Below are 19066 nucleotides of genomic sequence, written 5' to 3'. Positions count from 1 at the left end.
CACTATGCCGGCCATCTGTTTCATAGCGGCTATTCGCCCGGAACCCATCCATGGCTCATCGGTTTGACCCTCGACACATCAACGAGGAGAAGACCCATGGCCGACTATCCGACACCTCCATTTTCGCAGAAAAAAGTTCCGATGCCGGGGCGCACCTCGGACATGACCCCGAGGCCGGATCATGGCGAGGAGAGTTACAAGGGTTCGGGGAAGCTGGAAGGGCTCAACGCAATCATCACCGGCGGTGACAGCGGAATCGGCCGGGCGGTAGCGATCGCCTATGCCCGCGAAGGCGCCGATGTGCTGATTTCCTATATCGAGGAAGACGAGGACGCCAAGGAAACTGCCGGCTGGATCGAAAGGGCCGGCCGCAAGGCCGTGCTGGTCCGGGGCGACATACAGAATGCGGATCACTGTCGCGAGATCGTTGACACGGCGGTTCGTCAACTCGGCGGTGTCGATATCCTCGTCAACAATGCTGCCCATCAGGCGAGTTTCAGCGACATTTCCGAGATCCCTGATGAAGAATGGGAGCTTACCTTCCGCGTCAATATCCATGCAATGTTCTATCTGACCAAGGCTGCCGTTGCGCACATGAAGAATGGTGGTTCGATCATCAATACGGCGTCCATCAATTCGGATAGCCCGAACCCTTCCCTGCTCGCCTATGCGACCACCAAGGGTGCGATCCAGAACTTTACCGCGGGTCTTGCGCAGATGCTGGCCGACAGGAAGATTCGTGCAAACGCGGTGGCACCCGGCCCGATCTGGACACCGCTCATCCCGTCGACCATGCCCGAGGAATCGGTGAAGAACTTCGGCAAGCAGGTGCCCATGGGGCGCCCGGGCCAGCCCGCCGAATTGCAGACGGCCTATGTGATGCTGGCCGATCCGCTTTCGAGCTATGTTTCCGGCGCGACGATTGCGGTGACCGGCGGCAAGCCGATCCTCTGATGCGCTGTCGCTTGCGTTTCACACATGGCGTGGCATGGTGCCTGCCATGCGCAAAGTGATCTTGATCGTTCTCGACGGGCTGCGTTACGACGTGGCCCGTACCTGTCTCGGCTATATGGAAGGCCTCGTCCTGGCCGGTCGGGCCGATGTCCGCAAGCTGACTTGCGAGCTGCCCGCCATGTCCCGGCCGCTCTACGAAACCTTGTTGACGGGACGTCGGCCCGTTGACCACGGCGTCGTCAGCAACGGAGTGGTGCGCCGGTCGATCGGTGACAATCTCTTTGCCCGCGCCCGCGCCCAGGGAATGGTCACGGCGGCGGCTGCCTATCACTGGGTCTCGGAGCTCTATGTCTCCTTCCCGTTCAACCGCCATCGCGACCGGATCCTGATCGACGGTGCCGGTGACATTACGCATGGCCTCTTCTACTGGGACGATCACTATCCGGACAGCCATCTCTTCGCCGATGCAGAATGGCTGGTCCATACCAAGGCGCCGGACTTTCTCCTGCTTCACCCCATGAATGTCGACGATGCCGGCCACAAGCATGGGGGCGACAGCATCGGCTACCGAAATGCGGCTCGGATGCAGGGCGACCTTCTTGCGCGACATCTGCCGGGCTGGGTCGAGGCCGGCTACACGGTGATCGTCACCGCCGATCATGGCATGGGTGACGATGGCAATCATGCGGGGCCGACGCCAGAGGAGACCGAGGTGCCGTTTTACACGGTCGGGTTCCGGCTCGAGCGTGATACGCCGATCAAGCAAACCGAAATTGCGGGGCTCATCTGCCAGCTGATGGAGATCGATCCCGGCCAGATGCCGGCCTTCTCGGGTGCCGTTGTGCCCCTCTGAGGCAATCTGCCTGATCCGGTCGGGCTGCCTGCCGTAGTGGGTAGCGGTGACCTTGCAGGAGTTAGCGATGACCGACTTTTCTGGAATGACCTCCCTCAACCCCGGCTACCGTGCGTTGGTGCTCGGAGCGAGCGGAGGGATCGGGGGCGCTCTTGTCGAGGCGATCAAGGCCGACTCCGCATGTGGCTCTGTCGTGGAACTGTCGCGCAGCCGCGATGGCTTTGACATTACGGACGAGGCCAGCGTCGGTGCCGCCGCAGCCCGGCTCTCCGAGGCGGAGTTGAAGTTCGATCTGGTGATCTGCGCGACGGGTGCGCTCGTCATCGACGGCAATGGTCCGGAAAAGACGATCAAGGCGATCCAGGCACATGTGATGGCGGCGCAGTTCGCGCTGAACGCGATTGGACCAGCGCTGGCACTGAAGTATTTCGGGCCCCTGCTTTCCAATGAAGGCAAGAGCGTCTTCGCGACGCTTTCGGCGCGGGTCGGTTCGATCGGTGATAACAAGCTCGGCGGCTGGATTTCCTATCGCTCGGCCAAGGCGGCGCTGAACCAGATCACCCGGACCTCGGCGATTGAAATTGCAAGGCTTCGGCCGAAGAGTGTGGTGGTGACGCTGCATCCGGGATCAGTGGATACCGGTTTCTCGGGTGGCATTTCCAAGGGGCATGACCGGATCCAGCCGTCGGAGAGCGTGGCAAGGATGCTTTCCGTGCTGGATCGGCTCGAGCCGGCGCAGACGGGTGGCTTCTTCGCTTATGACGGCCAGCCCATCGAATGGTAAAGCCCTCCCGCATTCATCTCGTTCTTGGCGATCAGCTGAGCCACTCGCTGTCTGCTCTTGCCGATGCGGATCCGGAGACGTCGATCGTTCTCATGGCGGAGGTCATGAGCGAAGCGACCTATGTGAAGCACCACAAGAAGAAGATCGCCTTTCTCTTTTCCGCCATGCGGCATTTCGCCGAAGAGCTGAGGGGCAAGGGTTTCGAGGTGCGCTATGTGACGCTCGACGACCCTGAGAACTCCCAGAGCCTGAAAGGCGAGCTTGCGCGTGCGCTTGCCGCCAGCGGGGCATCGTCCGTCATCGCGACGGAATGCGGGGAGTGGCGCCTGTCAGAGGACATGAGAGGCTGGGAAACGTCCCTGGGTGTGCCGGTCGAGATCCGGGAAGATGATCGCTTTCTCTGTTCCATCGAAGACTTCCGCGAATGGCGCAAGGGTCGCAAGCAGCTGCGCATGGAGTATTTCTATCGCGACATGCGCCGGCGCCACCGGGTGCTTCTGGAAGGCGAGGATCCTGTTGGCGGCAAATGGAATTACGATGCCGAAAACCGCAAGCCACCGGCCGAGGGGCTGAAGGGGCCGAAGCGGATCAGCCACGCCAAGGATGTGATCACGACATCGGTTCTGGCGATGATCGATGAGCGTTTTAGCGATCACATGGGCTCGCTCGACAGCTTCCATTTTGCCGTCACCGCGGCTCAGGCCGAGAGCGAGCTGCAGCAGTTCATCGACGAGATCCTGCCCGCTTTCGGCGACTATCAGGACGCGATGGTCAAGGGCGAGCCCTTTCTCTACCACTCGCTGATCTCATCCTACGTGAATGCCGGCCTGCTGCTTCCGATCGACGTTATCCGGCGGGCAGAGGCGGTGTGGTTCGAGGGGCTTGCGCCGCTCAATGCCGTCGAGGGCTTCATCCGCCAGATCCTCGGCTGGCGTGAATATGTGCGCGGGATCTACTGGACCGAGATGCCCGACTATGCCGGTCTCAACCATCTCTCTGCCTCGCGTCCGCTGCCGCAGATGTACTGGACGGCAAAGACAGACATGGCCTGCATGGCCGGTGCCATCGGGGACACGATCGAACACGCCTATTCGCACCACATCCAGCGGCTGATGGTGACCGGCAACTTCGCCATGCTGGCGGGGATCGACCCGACGGAGGTCTGCGAATGGTATCTTGCCGTCTATTCCGATGCCTATGAGTGGGTCGAGCTGCCGAATACGCTCGGCATGGCGCTCTATGGCGATGGCGGCATCATGGCGAGCAAGCCTTACGCGGCGAGTGGCAAATACATCGACCGGATGAGCAATTTCTGCGGAGCCTGTCGCTACGACCCGAAACTGACGACCGGGCCCAAAGCCTGTCCTTTCAATGCGCTCTACTGGGATTTCCTCGATCGCAACACGGAAAAGCTTGCGCGCAATCCGCGGCTTTCGAACATGTATGCGACGTGGCGGCGCATGGATCCGTTCAAGCAAGATGCGATCCGCAGGCATGCGACCGAGCTACTTGGAAGCCTCAACAGCATCTGATCCCAAAGCCTCAGATTGCCGGGCTTGGTTCTTCCTTGAGCAGACCACTGGTACGCAGCAGCGAGGTGAATCGGCCGCCGAGCGCGCTCAGCTGGTCGTAATTGCCCATTTCGATTACCTGGCCATGGTCGAGGAAGACGACAAGATCGGCCTCACGAATCGTCGAGAGGCGGTGGGCAATGATGAAGGTTGTGCGGTTCTTGCGCAGCCGGTCGATCGCTTCCTTCACACGAGCCTCGGTTTCGACATCGAGCGCGCTCGTTGCTTCATCGAGTACAAGGATCGGCGCGTTCTTGAGGATTGCGCGGGCGATCGCTATACGCTGGCGCTCCCCGCCCGACAGGCGATTGCCGCGTTCCCCGACATGGGTGTCGTAGCCGATCATGCGGCTTTCGATGAAGTCCGTCGCTGCGGCCGCCTCTGCCGCCTGAATGATTTCTTCCTCGGTTGCGTCTTCGCGCCCCAGGCGGATGTTTTCCTTGATCGAGCGGTTCAACAGACCGGCGTCCTGGAAAACGGTCGCAATCGCATGGCGCAGCGACTTGCGTGTCACCTTGGCGATGTCCTGTCCATCAATCAGGATCTGGCCCGCCTGGGGATCGTAAACCCGCTGCAGGAGGTTGATGAGCGTGGTCTTGCCGGCGCCCGTCGGGCCGACAATGGCGACCGTCTGTCCTGCACGGGCCTGGAAGGAAATGTTGCGTACGCCTTGCGTGGTGGAGGCGAAATCGAAGGAGACACCCCGGAACTCCACATCGCCGCGCACCTGCTCGAGGTCTGCCGCACCGGCGCGTTCTTCGCGCTCCTGAACGGCATCCTCCAGCTTGTAGAAGTCTTCCAGCTTGGAGCGCGCCTCGAAGATCTGGTTGACGAAGGTGATCATCTGATCGAGGCGCCCGATCAGAAGGGTGGCAAAGCCGGTGAAGGCAATGATGTCGCCCACCTTCAATTCGCCCCGCTGGACCAGAAGTGTGCCGATCACGAGGATGACAAGCATCGAGAGCGTCGAGGCGATGCGGTTCAGGGCGCCGGCCAGTGCCCACCAGTCGAGCACCGGATACTGGGCCGAGAGCAGCTTGGTCGTATATTCCTTCAGCGCTCGGGTCTCTGCCTCGATGCGGTTGTAGCTGTGCAGGACCGAGACGTTGCTGATCGAGTCGCTCACATGGGAAAAGACCGTGTGATAGTGCCCCTCCACCGAGGCCTGCCCCTCCTTGGTCTTCCCCATAACCGTTCGCCCGATGATGACGTAGAGGATGGCCAGCACCACCAGGACGGTCGTCAGCCGCACGTCCATCGAGAAGGCTGTCGGGAGCAGCAGGGTCAGGGCAACCGCGGTCGCGAGATGAGTCCGCATGAATTCCAGCCAAAGGCCGAACAGTGTCTCGCCTGCGCGCAACAAGGTATGCAGGGCGTTCGAGGTGCCACGCTGGTGGTGCCAGCTGAGAGGCATGGAAATGATCTTGGCAAAGGATTCCGTCAGAAGATCGGCTCGGCGACCATGCGCTAGGCGGTCCGCCTGTCGGGCGACGAGCACATAGGCGACGGTGTTGAATACGCCGAAGCAGCCCCAGGCGATCAGGATGCCAGTGGCATCCTTCTTTTCGGAAATCGCATCGACGATGCGCCCGAAGAGGATCGGCTCCAGGATCGTGATGACGGCAAGAACGATGTTCGCTGCGACGACGAGTGAAACCCGCAATCTGTAGCTTGCAAGGTATTTCAGGGCCTTGAAATATACTTGTAGCAGGGTCAACTGCATTCACCTTTGCGTGGGACCGCGATTTCCGCGTCGATTGCTGGGGCTCGTCAGTTTGAACGGCCCGCTAGGATGCCTAATGCGAGAGCCAGATCTTCGCAAGATCCGGCCCGCTTTCCAGTCTTTTTGGTCTTTGCATAGCGCGCTGTTGATCTGCCGTATCCAGTTTCCAAAAACCCCAATTGACGCTAAAACTTCAAATTGCTTCGAGTTGACGACAAAGACGCGGCTCGTGGCTTTTTAATGATATTTCAGCCGCGTAGTTCGGAGAGATTTTGTGAATATCAATCAATTATTGCATTTCCTGGTGGTCGTCGACGAGTTCCGATCAGCGGCCGAGGTGATCTCCGAGCTCGAAAAGTTGGTCCGGAGTTACGGCTTCCAGTATTACGGGGTCGTCCGCCAGCCGAAACCCGACGAGAATCCGATGAACCTGGTGTTGACAGGGGAGTGGCCCGACGGGTGGCCGCAGCTCTACATCGCCAAGAAATATGTGTTGATCGATCCTACCATCCGGTATCTTGGCCAAGCGCAGGCCGGCTTTCGCTGGCGCGATGCGCTGTACGCCTTCCGGGCTGATCCGCACCGCAAGCGCATGGAGCGCATGCTGAGCGACAGCATGCGGTTTGGCCTGCTGGACGGGTACATCTTCCCCGTCCACGGCCGCACAGGTCTGCTCGGCAACATGACTGTCGGCGGGCGCCCCGTCGATCTGTCGCCGACCGAGATCACCCTGTTCGATGCGGTGGCGAAGAAGGCCTACTGGCGGCTCGTCGAATTCAAGTTTGCAAATGAGATGGACGCGGTCAAACCGATGGATACGCGGATGACCCGGCGGGAAATGGAAGTTCTGAACTATCTGGCGGATGGACTGACCTCCAATGAGATCAGCAAGATCCTGAAGATCTCCAATCATACCGTCGACTGGTACATGAATGGTATTCAGGACAAGCTGAATGCGAAGAACAGGCAGCATGTGGTGGCGCTGTCGTTCCGACTCGGGCTGGTAACCTGAGCTCCGGGTGCGCGGAATCTTCACGGCGGTTGACCAAGGCAAATTGAACTTCCTAAAACAACGCGCTATGAGTTTTCTTCGCAGGTGCACAATGCCCTGGCATATCGTTTTGGGGAGACCGAATTGCCAATATCCAAGATCCTTGTCGCCAATCGTTCGGAAATCGCGATCCGCGTCTTTCGCGCCGCCAATGAGCTCGGTCTGAAAACGGTCGCCATCTGGGCCGAGGAGGACAAACTCGCGCTGCACCGCTTCAAGGCGGATGAAAGTTATCAGGTTGGTCGAGGTCCACACCTGGCGAGGGATCTCGGACCGATCGAAAGCTACCTGTCGATCGAGGAGATCATTCGGGTCGCCAAGCTTTCCGGCGCGGATGCCATCCACCCGGGCTATGGTCTCCTGTCGGAAAGTCCCGAATTCGTGGATGCCTGCAACGATGCAGGCCTCATCTTCATCGGTCCGAAGAGCGACACGATGCGGCAGCTTGGCAACAAGGTCGCGGCGCGCAATCTCGCGATCAGCGTCGGTGTGCCAGTCGTACCCGCGACCAATCCGCTGCCGGACGACGAGGCCGAAATCCATCGCCTCGCGGCAGAGGTCGGCTACCCGGTCATGCTCAAGGCCTCCTGGGGCGGTGGCGGGCGTGGCATGCGCGCCATTCGCGATCCAAAGGACTTGCTGCGCGAAGTGACCGAGGGCAAGCGCGAGGCCATGGCAGCGTTTGGCAAGGACGAGGTCTATCTCGAAAAGCTCGTGGAGCGTGCCCGCCACGTCGAGAGCCAGATCCTCGGCGACACCCATGGTAATGTCGTGCATCTCTTCGAGCGTGACTGCTCGATCCAGCGCCGCAACCAGAAGGTCGTCGAGCGTGCGCCGGCACCCTATCTCAACGAAGCGCAGCGCCAGGAGCTCGCCGACTATTCGCTGAAAATCGCCAAGGCTACCAATTACATCGGCGCCGGCACCGTCGAATACCTGATGGATGCCGATACCGGCAAATTCTACTTTATCGAGGTCAATCCGCGCATCCAGGTCGAGCATACCGTCACGGAAGTCGTGACAGGCATCGACATCGTGAAGGCGCAGATTCACATCCTCGATGGTCACGCGATCGGCACGCCCGGATCCGGCGTTCCGAAGCAGGCCGATATCCGGCTCAATGGCCACGCCCTGCAGTGCCGCATCACCACGGAAGACCCTGAGCAGAACTTCATTCCGGATTATGGCCGGATCACCGCCTATCGTTCGGCCGCCGGCTTCGGTATCCGTCTCGATGGTGGCACGGCCTATTCAGGTGCGATCATCACCCGCTATTACGACCCGCTTCTGGTCAAGGTGACGGCGTCGGGCAGTACCGCGCAGGAGGCGATCAGCCGCATGGACCGCGCGCTGCGCGAATTCCGTATCCGCGGCGTTGCGACCAACCTCACCTTCCTCGAAGCGATTATCGGCCATCCGAGCTTCCGCGACAATTCCTACACGACCCGCTTCATCGACACGACGCCGGAGCTGTTCCAGCAGGTGAAGCGCCAGGACCGTGCGACGAAGCTCTTGACCTATCTTGCTGATGTGACGGTCAACGGCCACCCGGAAGTGAAGGGGCGGCCCAAGCCGCCGGCCGATGCTGCCGTGCCGGTCGTTCCCTTTATCGATGCAGACATCAAGCCGGGCACGAAACAGCTGCTCGACGAGCTGGGCCCAAAGAAATTCGGCGACTGGATGCGGAACGAGAAGCGCATCCTGATGACGGACACGACCATGCGCGATGGTCACCAGTCGCTGCTTGCCACGCGTGTTCGCACGCATGACATCGCCAAGATTGCCGACACCTATGCGCGGGCGCTGCCGAACCTCCTGTCGCTCGAATGCTGGGGTGGCGCCACCTTCGACGTTTCCATGCGCTTCCTGACGGAAGACCCGTGGGAACGTCTGGCGCTGGTTCGTGAGGGGGCACCGAACCTGCTCTTGCAGATGCTGCTGCGCGGTGCCAACGGCGTCGGCTACAAGAATTACCCCGACAATGTGGTGAAGTACTTCGTTCGTCAGGCTGCCAGGGGCGGCATCGACCTCTTCCGCGTGTTCGACTGCCTGAACTGGGTCGACAACATGCGCGTGTCGATGGATGCGGTCATCGAAGAGAACAAGCTCTGCGAAGCGACCATCTGCTACACAGGCGACCTGCTGAACTCTGCCCGTCCGAAGTATGATCTGAAATACTACACGGCGCTCGCTGCTGACCTGGAAAAGGCCGGTGCGCATATCATCGCGGTCAAGGACATGGCGGGCCTTCTGAAACCAGCTGCGGCCAAGGTGCTGTTCAAGGCGCTGCGCGAAGCGACGAGCCTGCCAATTCACTTCCACACGCATGACACATCCGGCATTGGTGCTGCGACCGTGCTTGCCGCCGTGGAGGCCGGGGTCGATGCGGTGGATGCTGCCATGGATGCCTTCTCCGGCAACACGTCGCAGCCGTGCCTCGGCTCGATCGTCGAGGCGCTGCGTGGCTCCGAACGCGATCCGGGTCTCGATCCGCATTGGATCCGCCGTCTGTCCTTCTATTGGGAGGCCGTGCGCACCCAGTATGCCGCCTTCGAAAGCGATCTGAAGGGACCGGCCTCGGAGGTCTACCTGCATGAAATGCCAGGCGGGCAGTTCACCAACCTCAAGGAGCAGGCTCGCTCGCTCGGTCTCGAGACACGCTGGCACGAAGTCGCTCAGGCCTATGCAGATGCCAACCAGATGTTCGGCGATATCGTCAAGGTAACGCCGTCCTCCAAGGTCGTCGGCGATATGGCCCTGATGATGGTGAGCCAGGATCTCTCTGTCTCCGACGTCGAGGATCCGGCCAAGGACATTGCCTTCCCGGACTCGGTCGTCTCGATGCTCAAGGGTGATCTTGGCCAGCCTCCGGGTGGTTGGCCGGAAGCGTTGCAGAAGAAGGTGCTGAAGGGCGAGCAGCCGTACACGGCCGTGCCCGGCTCGCTGCTGCCGCCGGCGGATCTCGACGCCGAACGCAAGGTGATCGAGGAAAAGCTGGGTCGGGACGTGACGGATTTCGAATTCGCTTCGTATCTGATGTATCCGAAGGTCTTCACAGATTACGCATTGGCAGCCGACACATACGGCCCGGTCTCTGTCATTCCGACGCCGGAATATTTCTACGGCATGCCCGCCGGCCAGGAACTGTTCCTCGATCTCGAGAAGGGCAAGACGCTGGTCATCGTCAATCAGGCGCTCGGCCGCACCGATGAAAAGGGCATGGTCACCGTGTTCTTTGAACTGAATGGCCAGCCGCGCCGCATCAAGGTGCCGGATCGGGCTCATGGTGCTTCCGGCAGCGCTGTCCGTCGCAAGGCCGAGACCGGCAATGCGGCTCATCTCGGTGCGCCCATGCCGGGCGTCATCTCGACGGTTGCTGTTTCAGCCGGCCAGACGGTCAAGTCGGGTGACGTGCTGCTCTCTATCGAAGCAATGAAGATGGAGACGGCCCTGCATGCCGATCGCGACGGCACGATTTCGGAGGTCCTGGTCCATATCGGCGACCAGATCGATGCCAAGGATCTGTTGATCGTCTACTCGGCCTGACGGCCGACCCGCCATCGGACAAGAAAAAGGCCCCGCCATCGCTGGCGGGGCCTTTTTCGTTTTGGTTATTCGGCTGCCTTGACCTTCGGCTTTCGCGCGAGCTTCCTGGCCGGTGGCGGAGCGGACGGTCCGGGTGTGTCCTGGGTAGCCCCCTGGGGCTTGCCGTCGAGCGTCACGTCATAGCCAGTTGCGTTTCGCTTGACATCGACATCGATCGTGCGGCCGTCGATCTCCACCTTTGCCCTGAAGCTCTGCCAATGCTCGGGCAGGCTGGGGCTGACCATGATGTCATTGCCCTTGCGGCGAATGCCAAGGAAGCCTTCCACGGCAAAGCGGTACAGCCAGCCGGCAGAGCCCGTGTACCAGGTCCAGCCGCCGCGGCCCGCATAGCCTTCGCCGCCATAGATATCGGCTGCGACTACATAGGGTTCGACACGGTAACGCTCGGCTTCCTCCGCCGTGCGGGCATGGTTGACCGGGTTGAGCATTTCGAAGACGCGCCAGGCGTCAGCAAGACGGCCGGCCCTGACCAGCGATAGCCCCAGCCAGATCGCGGCGTGGGTATATTGACCACCGTTCTCGCGCACACCGAGAGGATAGGCGCCTATATAGCCCGGATCGATCAACGGTTTGTCGAAGGCCGGGGTGAAGAGACGGACGATCCCGCTTTCCGTGTCCACGAGCCTGGAGACGGCCGCATCCAATGCCATGCTCGTATGGGTGGGGTCGCCGACGCCCGATAGGACGCTCCAGGACTGCGCGATGGAATCGATCTGGCACTGTAGCGACTCGTTCGACCCGAGCGGCGAGCCATCGTCGAAATAGCCGCGACGATAGTGATCGCCGTCCCAGCCCGCCGTTTCAAGTGCTGCCTTGAGATTGACGACGTGGGCACTCCAGCGAAGGCTGCGATCGCGGTCGCCCCGTTTCTCGGCGTAGACATTGAAGCGTTCGAGCGTGGCGGCGAGCAGCCAGCCGAGCCAGACACTTTCGCCGCGGCCATCGATGCCGACACGGTTCATGCCGTCGTTCCAGTCACCACCGAGGATCAGTGGCAGGCCGTGCTCGCCGGTCCTGCTGACGGCAAGATCGAGCGCGCGGGCAGCATGTTCGTAGAGATCAGCGGTCTCGGCTGCTGTGCTGGGCAGGAAGAAGCTGTCGTGCTGGCCCTCCGTCAGCTCTGGCCCGTCCAGGAACGGGATCTGTTCCGCGAGAATCTGATCGTCGGCCGTGGCGGTCACATACTGATCGACAGCATAGGCGAGCCAGACGACGTCGTCGGAAATCAGGGTGCGTACGCCGGCGCCCGTCTGTGGCAACCACCAGTGCTGAACATCGCCTTCGACGAACTGACGCGCTGCGGCCGTCAGGATCTGGCGACGGGCCAGTTGCGGCTCGACCGTGAGGAAGGCCAGCGTGTCCTGCAACTGATCGCGGAAGCCATAGGCTCCGCTCGCCTGGTAGAAACCGGCACGGGCAAAGATCCGGCAGGCGAGTGCCTGATAGGGAAGCCAGCGATTGACGAGGTTGTCGAAAGCCTTGTCGCCGGTTGCCACCGAGAGCTTGCCGGTAAAGCCGGTCCAGAAGTCGCGATTTGTCTTCAGGATCGTCTCGAAGCCCGCTGCGCGAACCGATTTCACCAGATCAGTCGCAGCTTCTGCCGTGTCGGTTTCTCCGAGCAGGAAGGTCATGTCGCGGGACTGACCGGGAGCAAGTTCTATGTCGAAGGCGATCGCCGCGCAGGGATCGCTCTCGCTTTCAATCGAACCCGCCAGGGTAGAGGCCCGGGCGACGGCCTGTGGCAGCTTGATCGTGCCGTTGCGACCGATGAATTCGCGGCGGCTCGTCGTATAGCCTTCCGGCTGTTCCGGGCCTGCCAGAAAGGCGAAACGGCCGGAGTAGTTGATGTCATAGGGGTTGGACGCGAGAAGGGTGCCGGTCTGCTCGTCAAAGGTCGAAAGAACAAAGGGGGCCGTGCGGGCCGGGTTGTTGCCCAGCACCCATTCCGCGTAGCCATAGACACGGAACTTTCGGGCTGTTCCGCTGATATTCTTCAAACGGATCTTCGAGAGCTTGACCGGGCGGTCGCGATCCACCGTTTGTGTCAGTTCGATCTCCAGGTCACCGTGGTGGCTGATAAAGGTCGAGTAGCCGAGGCCGTGACGCGCCTCGAACCTTGCTGCCGGATCGAGATTGAGCGCGCTCACTGTCGCATAGGCACGACCGCTGACGAGGTCCGATACGTAGAATGCTTCGCCTGGGCGGTTTATGACGGGATCATTGGTCCAGAGGGTGATCTGGTAGTCGCGGGAATTCTGACTCCAGGTGAAGCCTGCGCCTTCCGCGGAGACGTGGAAGCCGAAGCTCTCGTTGGCAATCACGTTGATCCACGGGTGCGGGGTCGTAGCGGTGCCATCCAGACGTACCACGTATTCCGCGCCGTCCTTCGAGAAGCCTCCGATTCCATTCCAGAAGTCGAGGTCGGAGCCGTCCACATTGCCCGGTGTCTCGGCTGGCGTTGACTGCGCCGGCGGCAGGCCGGCCCATTCGACCTCGCCGTCGATGGTGCGAGGTGTGGCGAAAAGCGAGACGGCGCGGTTCACCTGATCGACGATCTTGCCGTTGCGGGTGTGCAGAACGACGCGGGCTGCCGCAAGCACGGAAAGCGTTGCGCCCTCGTCCTGGAGATCGTCGCGGATGGTGAAGACATGCTGGCGGCCGCCCGGCAAACGATGGCGCAGGTTGTCGGCCATCTGGTCGAGCGCATGCTGCATGTCCTGGGCATAGGATGTCGCGCGCTCATTGATGATTGCGAGATCGGCGACGACGCCGCGGCGGCGGAGATACTCCAGGGCACTCATCGCTTCACGCGCAATGTCCATGTCCATGTCGTCGTTTATGCGCAGCGCGAAGATCGGATAGTCGCCGGAGATCGCCATGGGCCATAGGGCGGATTGCGACCGGAGACTCTTGCGGACCGTTTCAGGGTCTGCCCGCAGGTGATTGTCCGGATAGACGAGATAGCGGCCGAGATGCTGGAAGGCGGCTGCCTGTTGCGAGGTGATGCCAATGTGGCGGAGCTCCACCTGGGCGCGGGTCCAGGCATGGATCAGCTCATGGCTGAAGGCGTCGGGATGACGGTAGCGTTCGATCGCCTGGTCGATTTCCTCGCGGTTCGGTGCGGCCATGGTCCAGAAGATGACCTGAACCTTCTTGCCGGCCGGTACGCGCACGACGCGGCGCAGGCTGAGGATCGGGTCAAGCGTGAAGCCCTCCGTTCCGGACAGGTTCGCGCCCGGATCGAAGGCTGCGGCTTCGCCGAGTGTCCGGCCGCGGCCGAGGAACTTGCGGCGATCGGTCTCGAACTCCGTCGGACGGCCCTGGCCTGCGCTGTCGACCACGAGATGGGCGACGCAAATATCGGGATCCGACGGGCTGCGCTTGTTGCGCTCGGCGCGAATGACGTCCCGGCGGCGACCGAATTCGGTCTTCACGAACATGCGCGAGAAGAGCGGATGGGCGTTGTCGCTGTCCTCGAAGGCGAGAACTGGTTCGGTGTAGGAGGTGACTTCGATATAGCGGTCTTCGGTCCCGGTGTTCAGGATCGTCAATCGGCGGCCTTCGGCATCATGCTCGGTGCCGACGATGCATTCCACTGACGTCGAGATATCGCCGACGGTCTTGAAGAATTCGGCCTTGTCGTCACCGAAGATGACCTTGGTCTCTTCTTCCGCGGCGCGCCGGGGTGCCGCTGTCGTCGACCACCACTGGTTCGAGCTCATGTCCCGAAGGAAGATGAATGTGCCCCAGCGATCTTCCGTCGTGTCGGGTTTCCAACGGGTGACCGATTGGCCGTTCCAGCGGGAGAAGCCCGAGCCGGTCGCCGTCAGCATCACCGAGTAGTGGCCGTTCGACAGGAAGACGACTTCCCGATCCTTCGTGGTCGGATCTTCAACGGTCCGAATTTCGGCGCGCAGAAGATCGGCCTGGCCCTTGCCCGGCGTCTGCGGTTCGTATTTCGCGCTCATCACGGGGATTTCGCGCGGGGTCTTTTCCTGCAGGAGCAGTTCGGCGGCTTCGATCACCGGATCGGCATGGAAGAGCGCGCGCAGGCGACCGTTGAAGGCGACGTTGGCAATTGCCGCGATCGACATGCCATGGTGGTGGGCGTAATAATTGTAGACAACCGCGCATTTCTTGCCGTCGGGCAGGCGCGTCGGCGTGAAGTCGACGGCGTCGTGGAAACCATATGCCCCCAGCGCGCCGAGCTTACGCAGGCGCTTCAGGTTTTCGAGCGCGGCTTCCGGGTAATACTGGCTCGCCAGGATGGAGGCATAGGGCGCAATGACGGCATTCTGGCCGAGGCCACGCTTCAGGCCGAGCGTCGGCACCCCGAAGTTGGTGTACTGATAGTTCATTTCGTGGTCGCGGGCATTGAAGGCCGCTTCTGAAATGCCCCAGGGAATGTTCAGCCGACGACCATGGTTCATCTGCTCGATGACGATCAGATTGTTGGTCTGGTTGAGAATGCCACCCTGGCGCTCCTGCATGACGAGCGGGGGCATCAGGTATTCGAACATCGAACCTGACCAGGAGATCAGCGCGGCGCGGGCTCCGATCGGCACGACCTGGCGGCCGAGGCGATACCAGTGTTCCGTCGGCAGGTCGCCCTTTGCGATGGCAAACAGGCTGGTCAGGCGGCACTCGGAAGCGAGCAGATCGTAGCAGGCCTCGTCCAGTTCGCGAGCGTCGACACGGTAGCCGATCGACAACAGGCGTCGCTCCGGGCGGAAGAGGAAGGTGAAGTCCATCGAGAATGCGATGCTGCGTGCGCGCTCGGACAGCTGGCTCAAGCGCTGGCGCAGCGGATCGATGTTCGACAGGTCGAAGGCCGTGTCGGAGATATGGGCTTCGCAGACCGAGACGAGTGATTCCGTCCAGCGAACGACTTCGGCGCTCTGCTCCGAGCGCACTTCATGATGCAGGTTGGCTGCCAGTTTCTGGACGTCGCGCGCCAGAACCGCCAGATTGATGATGCGGATCGAGGCGAATTCATGCTCGCGCTTGACGGCGACCAGTGCGGTGTTGAAGCCGATGATGCGCTCTTCCAGGCGACGACGCAGGGGGCGTACCGTCTTGCGGTCATCGGGAAGCTGGCCAAGTATTTCCAGAAGGATGCCGCCGACATCGCCTATTCCGTCGAGATTGCCCTGGAGATGCGCTGACGGCGCCTCTGCCCATTCTCGGCAGGCAGAGGAAATCGCAATCAGGTGACCGGCAAGGTTGCCGCTGTCGACTGCCGAAACGTAGCGGGGGCCGAGAGTGTTCAGGGTGTCGGTATAATACCAGTTGTAGAGGTGGCCGCGATACTTCTCCATCCGTTCAACGGTGGAGATCGTCTGCTCCATACGCTCGATGGTCTGCTCGAAGCTCAGCCAGCCGAAATGGCGGGCGGATACGACCGAGAGAAGGTAGACGCCGATATTCGTTGGCGAGGTCCGGTGCGCGATGATCGGCTCGGGCGTTTCCTGGAAATTGTCTGGCGGCAGGTAGTTGTCGCCGGCCGTGGTGAAGGTCTCGTAATAACGCCAGGTGCGGCGCGCGATCTTGCGCAGTTCGTAGGAGACGTTTTCCGGGACTTCCAGACTGTCTTCCGTCTCGGCCGACTGGCTGACATACCAGGCGAGCAGCGGGGAGAGAACCCAGAGGAAGGCGAAGGGAAGGCCGATCAGATAGCCGTAGCCACCGGGCAGGGCGGCCACGCCGACCGACAGGATGGCCAGGATCGGAGCATGGCGCATGTTGTGATAGTAGGACGCGATCGTGCCCTGGGCCGCCGACTGCACGCTGGCGGCCGTGCGCCATTCGAGAAGCAGCTTGCGGCTCACCAGCATGCGGTAGAGCGAGCGAACGATAGCATCGGCCATCATGCAGGCATTGTCGGCGATGAACACGATGCGCAGCGCCACCTGGGCATTGATCGAACGGACTTCCGACCAGAGCGTCTGGAAATGGGCGGCCGGGACGATGTCGGTCTGACGCGGCACGATGCCGGAGAGGAGCGAGATCGTCGGGGCGACAAAAAGACTGAAAATCAGCAGCAACTGCCAGATCGTGGCGCCGACGGGTTCCATCGTGGCCCAGCCGAGAACCGAGGCGGCGTACCATGCGATCGGGGTCAGCGAGCGGCGCAGGTTGTCGACCATTTTCCAGCGGCCGAGGCTGGTGATGCCGCGGCTCGTATCGCCGATATAAGGAATGAGCTGCCAATCGCCGCGGGCCCAGCGATGCTGGCGCGAGATTTCCACCTCGTAGCGTGTCGGAAAGTCCTCGACGAGCTCGACATCGGTGACGAGGGCACAACGGGCGAACGAGCCTTCCAGCAAATCGTGGCTGAGGACGCTGTTCTCGTCGATCCTGCCCTTGATCGCGGTCTCGAAGGCATCGACGTCATAAAGCCCCTTGCCGGTGAAGGTGCCCTCGCCGGTGATGTCCTGATAGACGTCGGATACGGTGAAGACGTAAGGATCCAGACCGCGGTTCATCGAGAAGATGCGCTGGAAAACCGATGCATCCTTGCCTGTTGTCAGCGAGGGCGTGACGCGGGGCTGCAGCACGCCGTAGCCGCTGATCACGCGGCCCGTTTCCTCGTCATGCACAGGACGGTTGATCGGGTGGTGCATCTTTCCGACGAGCTTGGTGACGGCATCGCGCATCAGGCGCGTGTCGGCGTCGAGCGTCATCACGTAGCGAATGTTTTCCGGCACGGTGTTCGCGCCCGGCAGATAGGAGGTGTCGCGGTCGCCACGCAGCAGCAGGTTCAACTCGTGCAGCTTGCCACGCTTGCGCTCCCAGCCCATCCAGCAGCCTTCTGCTTCGTTGTAGAGGCGGCGGCGATGCATGAGATAGAAGCGTGTCTTGCCAGCAAAGTCGTAGCGTCCGTTGAGATGGGCTACCTCGCGCTTGGCATATTCGAGGACTTCCAGGTCGGCTGAGGATTCCTCTGTGTCGCTGTCCTTCCAGTCGCTGAGCAGGGCGAAGTAGATCTCGCCGTGTGGATTGGTCAGATAGTGAACTTCCAGATTGCGGACGAGTTCATCGACATCGTCGCGCTTGGTGATCATGCAGGGCACGACGACAAGGGTGCGCGCCTCTTGCGGGATGCCTTCCTTGAACTCGTAGCCGGTCAGGCGGAACGGTTTGACGAAGTACGTCACAAGCGTATTGAAGAGGCCAGTCGCCCCTTCCGATACAGGCAGGGAAACCAGGATCAGCAAGATCAGGACCAGCGAGGTTGGCAGACCTGCCTGGTCGAGGAAGTAGCCGATGACAGCAAGCGCCGTGATCGTCAGCGCGACCACGGGTATGGCGATCGAGAACCAGTTCAGCCGCTTGATGAAGTCGGTGACGATGCGGGACAGGGGCTGGCTATAGCCAATGGCGTTTTCGAGCTCTGTACGGCGGCTGCCGACAAGATAGCTTCCAACGTCAAGCCGGCCGTCCGGGCCGGCTGCCTGCGTTGCCACATCGATCGCCGTCTGGGCGATCTCGATCTCGGACAGGTCGCATCGGCGCGCCAGCCTTTCGATCGTGTTTCGGTAGGTGTTGCGCGAGCCGAAGTCGAGCTGGCGGTAATCGGTATGTTGCCCAAGGACCCGGTCGACATGGCTGACATCCTCAACCCAGACCGACCACTCCTTGTCGTCGATCTCGCGCAGGCCACGAACAATGTTGCCCATGGTCACATTGCCGGAGGAAAGGCGGTTGTGCTCTGCGTCCATCGCCTCTTCGGCGGTCCGGCCGGCGGCCTCCAGGCGGCTTTCCAGCCATTCCACCGCAAAGCTCGTGTTCTGCGAACCATTGCGCAGGCGATAGAGGAACTGGGTCGCAAACGTGTTGTCGTCGGCAAGCTGTTCGATCTGTCTGAGATAGGTCGCGGCTGCGACGGGATCGTTCAGGCGGATGATCTCGTCGGCCACTTCGTTTGCGCGGCGGCGCATCCGTCGCGAGCGATCGACGCGGGTTGCAATGCGGCGAAGGTTTTCGACCAGCACGAAGCGCACGATGGACGGCAGAGCCCAGAGCTCACCGATCTCCAGCGTCTGATGTTCCTGGTATCCCTCGACCAGTGCCGTCATGCTTTCCTGGCTGACGGTGGAATGGGTATGGGCAACGTAGAGCCAGGCGAGTGCCATGGTCCGCGGAATTTCGCGCTGACCAACCTTCATCGTCGGTAGCTGGCGATAGAACTTCTTCGGGAAGTCGCGGCGAACTTCCTGGATTGCTTCCTCGATGATGTAGTGATTGTCCAGCAGCCATTCGGCGGCGGGCGTGATCGTGGCACCGGCCTCGACGTCCGCAGCCGTTGCGCGGTAGACGCGCAGGATCTCGCGCTCGTTTTCCTTGTGACGGGCGGCGAAGTCGAAATCCATCAGGCCGGGCAGTTCGGCTGCACCGTTCAGCGCGAGCGACGCGGCGCTCTCCCGCAACTCCTCGATCGTGAAATAGGCAGAGCGAATGGAATCGTTGTGGTCGATCTGCTTGGTTTCGAGGTCACGCGATGGGACATGCAGCGTCATGAAGA

8 protein-coding genes are annotated in these 19066 nt (G+C 61.3%); 6 read left to right on the top strand and 2 right to left on the bottom strand.

Annotated elements, in window-relative coordinates:
* Positions 1-96 precede the first annotated feature (96 nt).
* From QTL56_RS14230 to QTL56_RS14215, 4 genes are all read left to right on the top strand, one after another.
* Entirely contained in the window at positions 97-954 is an 858-nt protein-coding gene (locus tag QTL56_RS14230; RefSeq protein ID WP_245137344.1) for an SDR family oxidoreductase, read from the top strand.
* A gap of 46 nt (positions 955-1000) precedes the next feature.
* Positions 1001-1807, top strand: a complete 807-nt coding sequence (locus QTL56_RS14225; protein ID WP_245137345.1) for an alkaline phosphatase family protein — start codon at positions 1001-1003, stop codon at positions 1805-1807.
* A gap of 67 nt (positions 1808-1874) precedes the next feature.
* Positions 1875-2591, top strand: a complete 717-nt coding sequence (locus QTL56_RS14220; protein ID WP_245137346.1) for an SDR family oxidoreductase — start codon at positions 1875-1877, stop codon at positions 2589-2591.
* Positions 2585-4123, top strand: coding sequence for a cryptochrome/photolyase family protein (locus tag QTL56_RS14215; RefSeq protein WP_245137347.1), 1539 nt, complete (start codon positions 2585-2587; stop codon positions 4121-4123). Before QTL56_RS14220 ends, QTL56_RS14215 begins: the two co-directional genes overlap by 7 nt.
* 10 nt (positions 4124-4133) lie before the next feature.
* Here QTL56_RS14215 and QTL56_RS14210 read toward each other — a convergent pair whose 3' ends face one another.
* Positions 4134-5885 (bottom strand): glucan ABC transporter ATP-binding protein/ permease, encoded by a 1752-nt coding sequence (locus QTL56_RS14210; RefSeq protein ID WP_370660293.1) that lies wholly within the window; start codon positions 5883-5885, stop codon positions 4134-4136.
* 274 nt (positions 5886-6159) lie between these two features.
* Here QTL56_RS14210 and QTL56_RS14205 point away from each other — a divergent pair, with 274 nt between their 5' ends.
* Both QTL56_RS14205 and pyc read left to right on the top strand, forming a co-directional pair.
* Positions 6160-6897, top strand: a complete 738-nt coding sequence (locus QTL56_RS14205) for a LuxR family transcriptional regulator (RefSeq protein ID WP_245137349.1) — start codon at positions 6160-6162, stop codon at positions 6895-6897.
* Between the two features lie 123 nt (positions 6898-7020).
* A complete protein-coding gene (gene pyc, locus QTL56_RS14200; RefSeq protein WP_245137350.1) occupies positions 7021-10482 on the top strand; it encodes a pyruvate carboxylase in 3462 nt (1153 codons plus the stop codon).
* Positions 10483-10547: 65 nt separating this feature from the next.
* Here the strand turns inward: pyc and QTL56_RS14195 are convergent, their stop codons facing one another.
* Entirely contained in the window at positions 10548-19061 is an 8514-nt protein-coding gene (locus QTL56_RS14195) for a glycoside hydrolase family 94 protein (protein ID WP_245137351.1), read from the bottom strand.
* Positions 19062-19066 lie beyond the last annotated feature (5 nt).

Source organism: Peteryoungia algae (genome assembly GCF_030369675.1).
GTDB classification, from domain to species: domain Bacteria; phylum Pseudomonadota; class Alphaproteobacteria; order Rhizobiales; family Rhizobiaceae; genus Allorhizobium; species Allorhizobium algae.
Note: the sequence above shows the minus strand (reverse complement) of the source record. Positions and strands in the feature narration are given on the sequence as shown.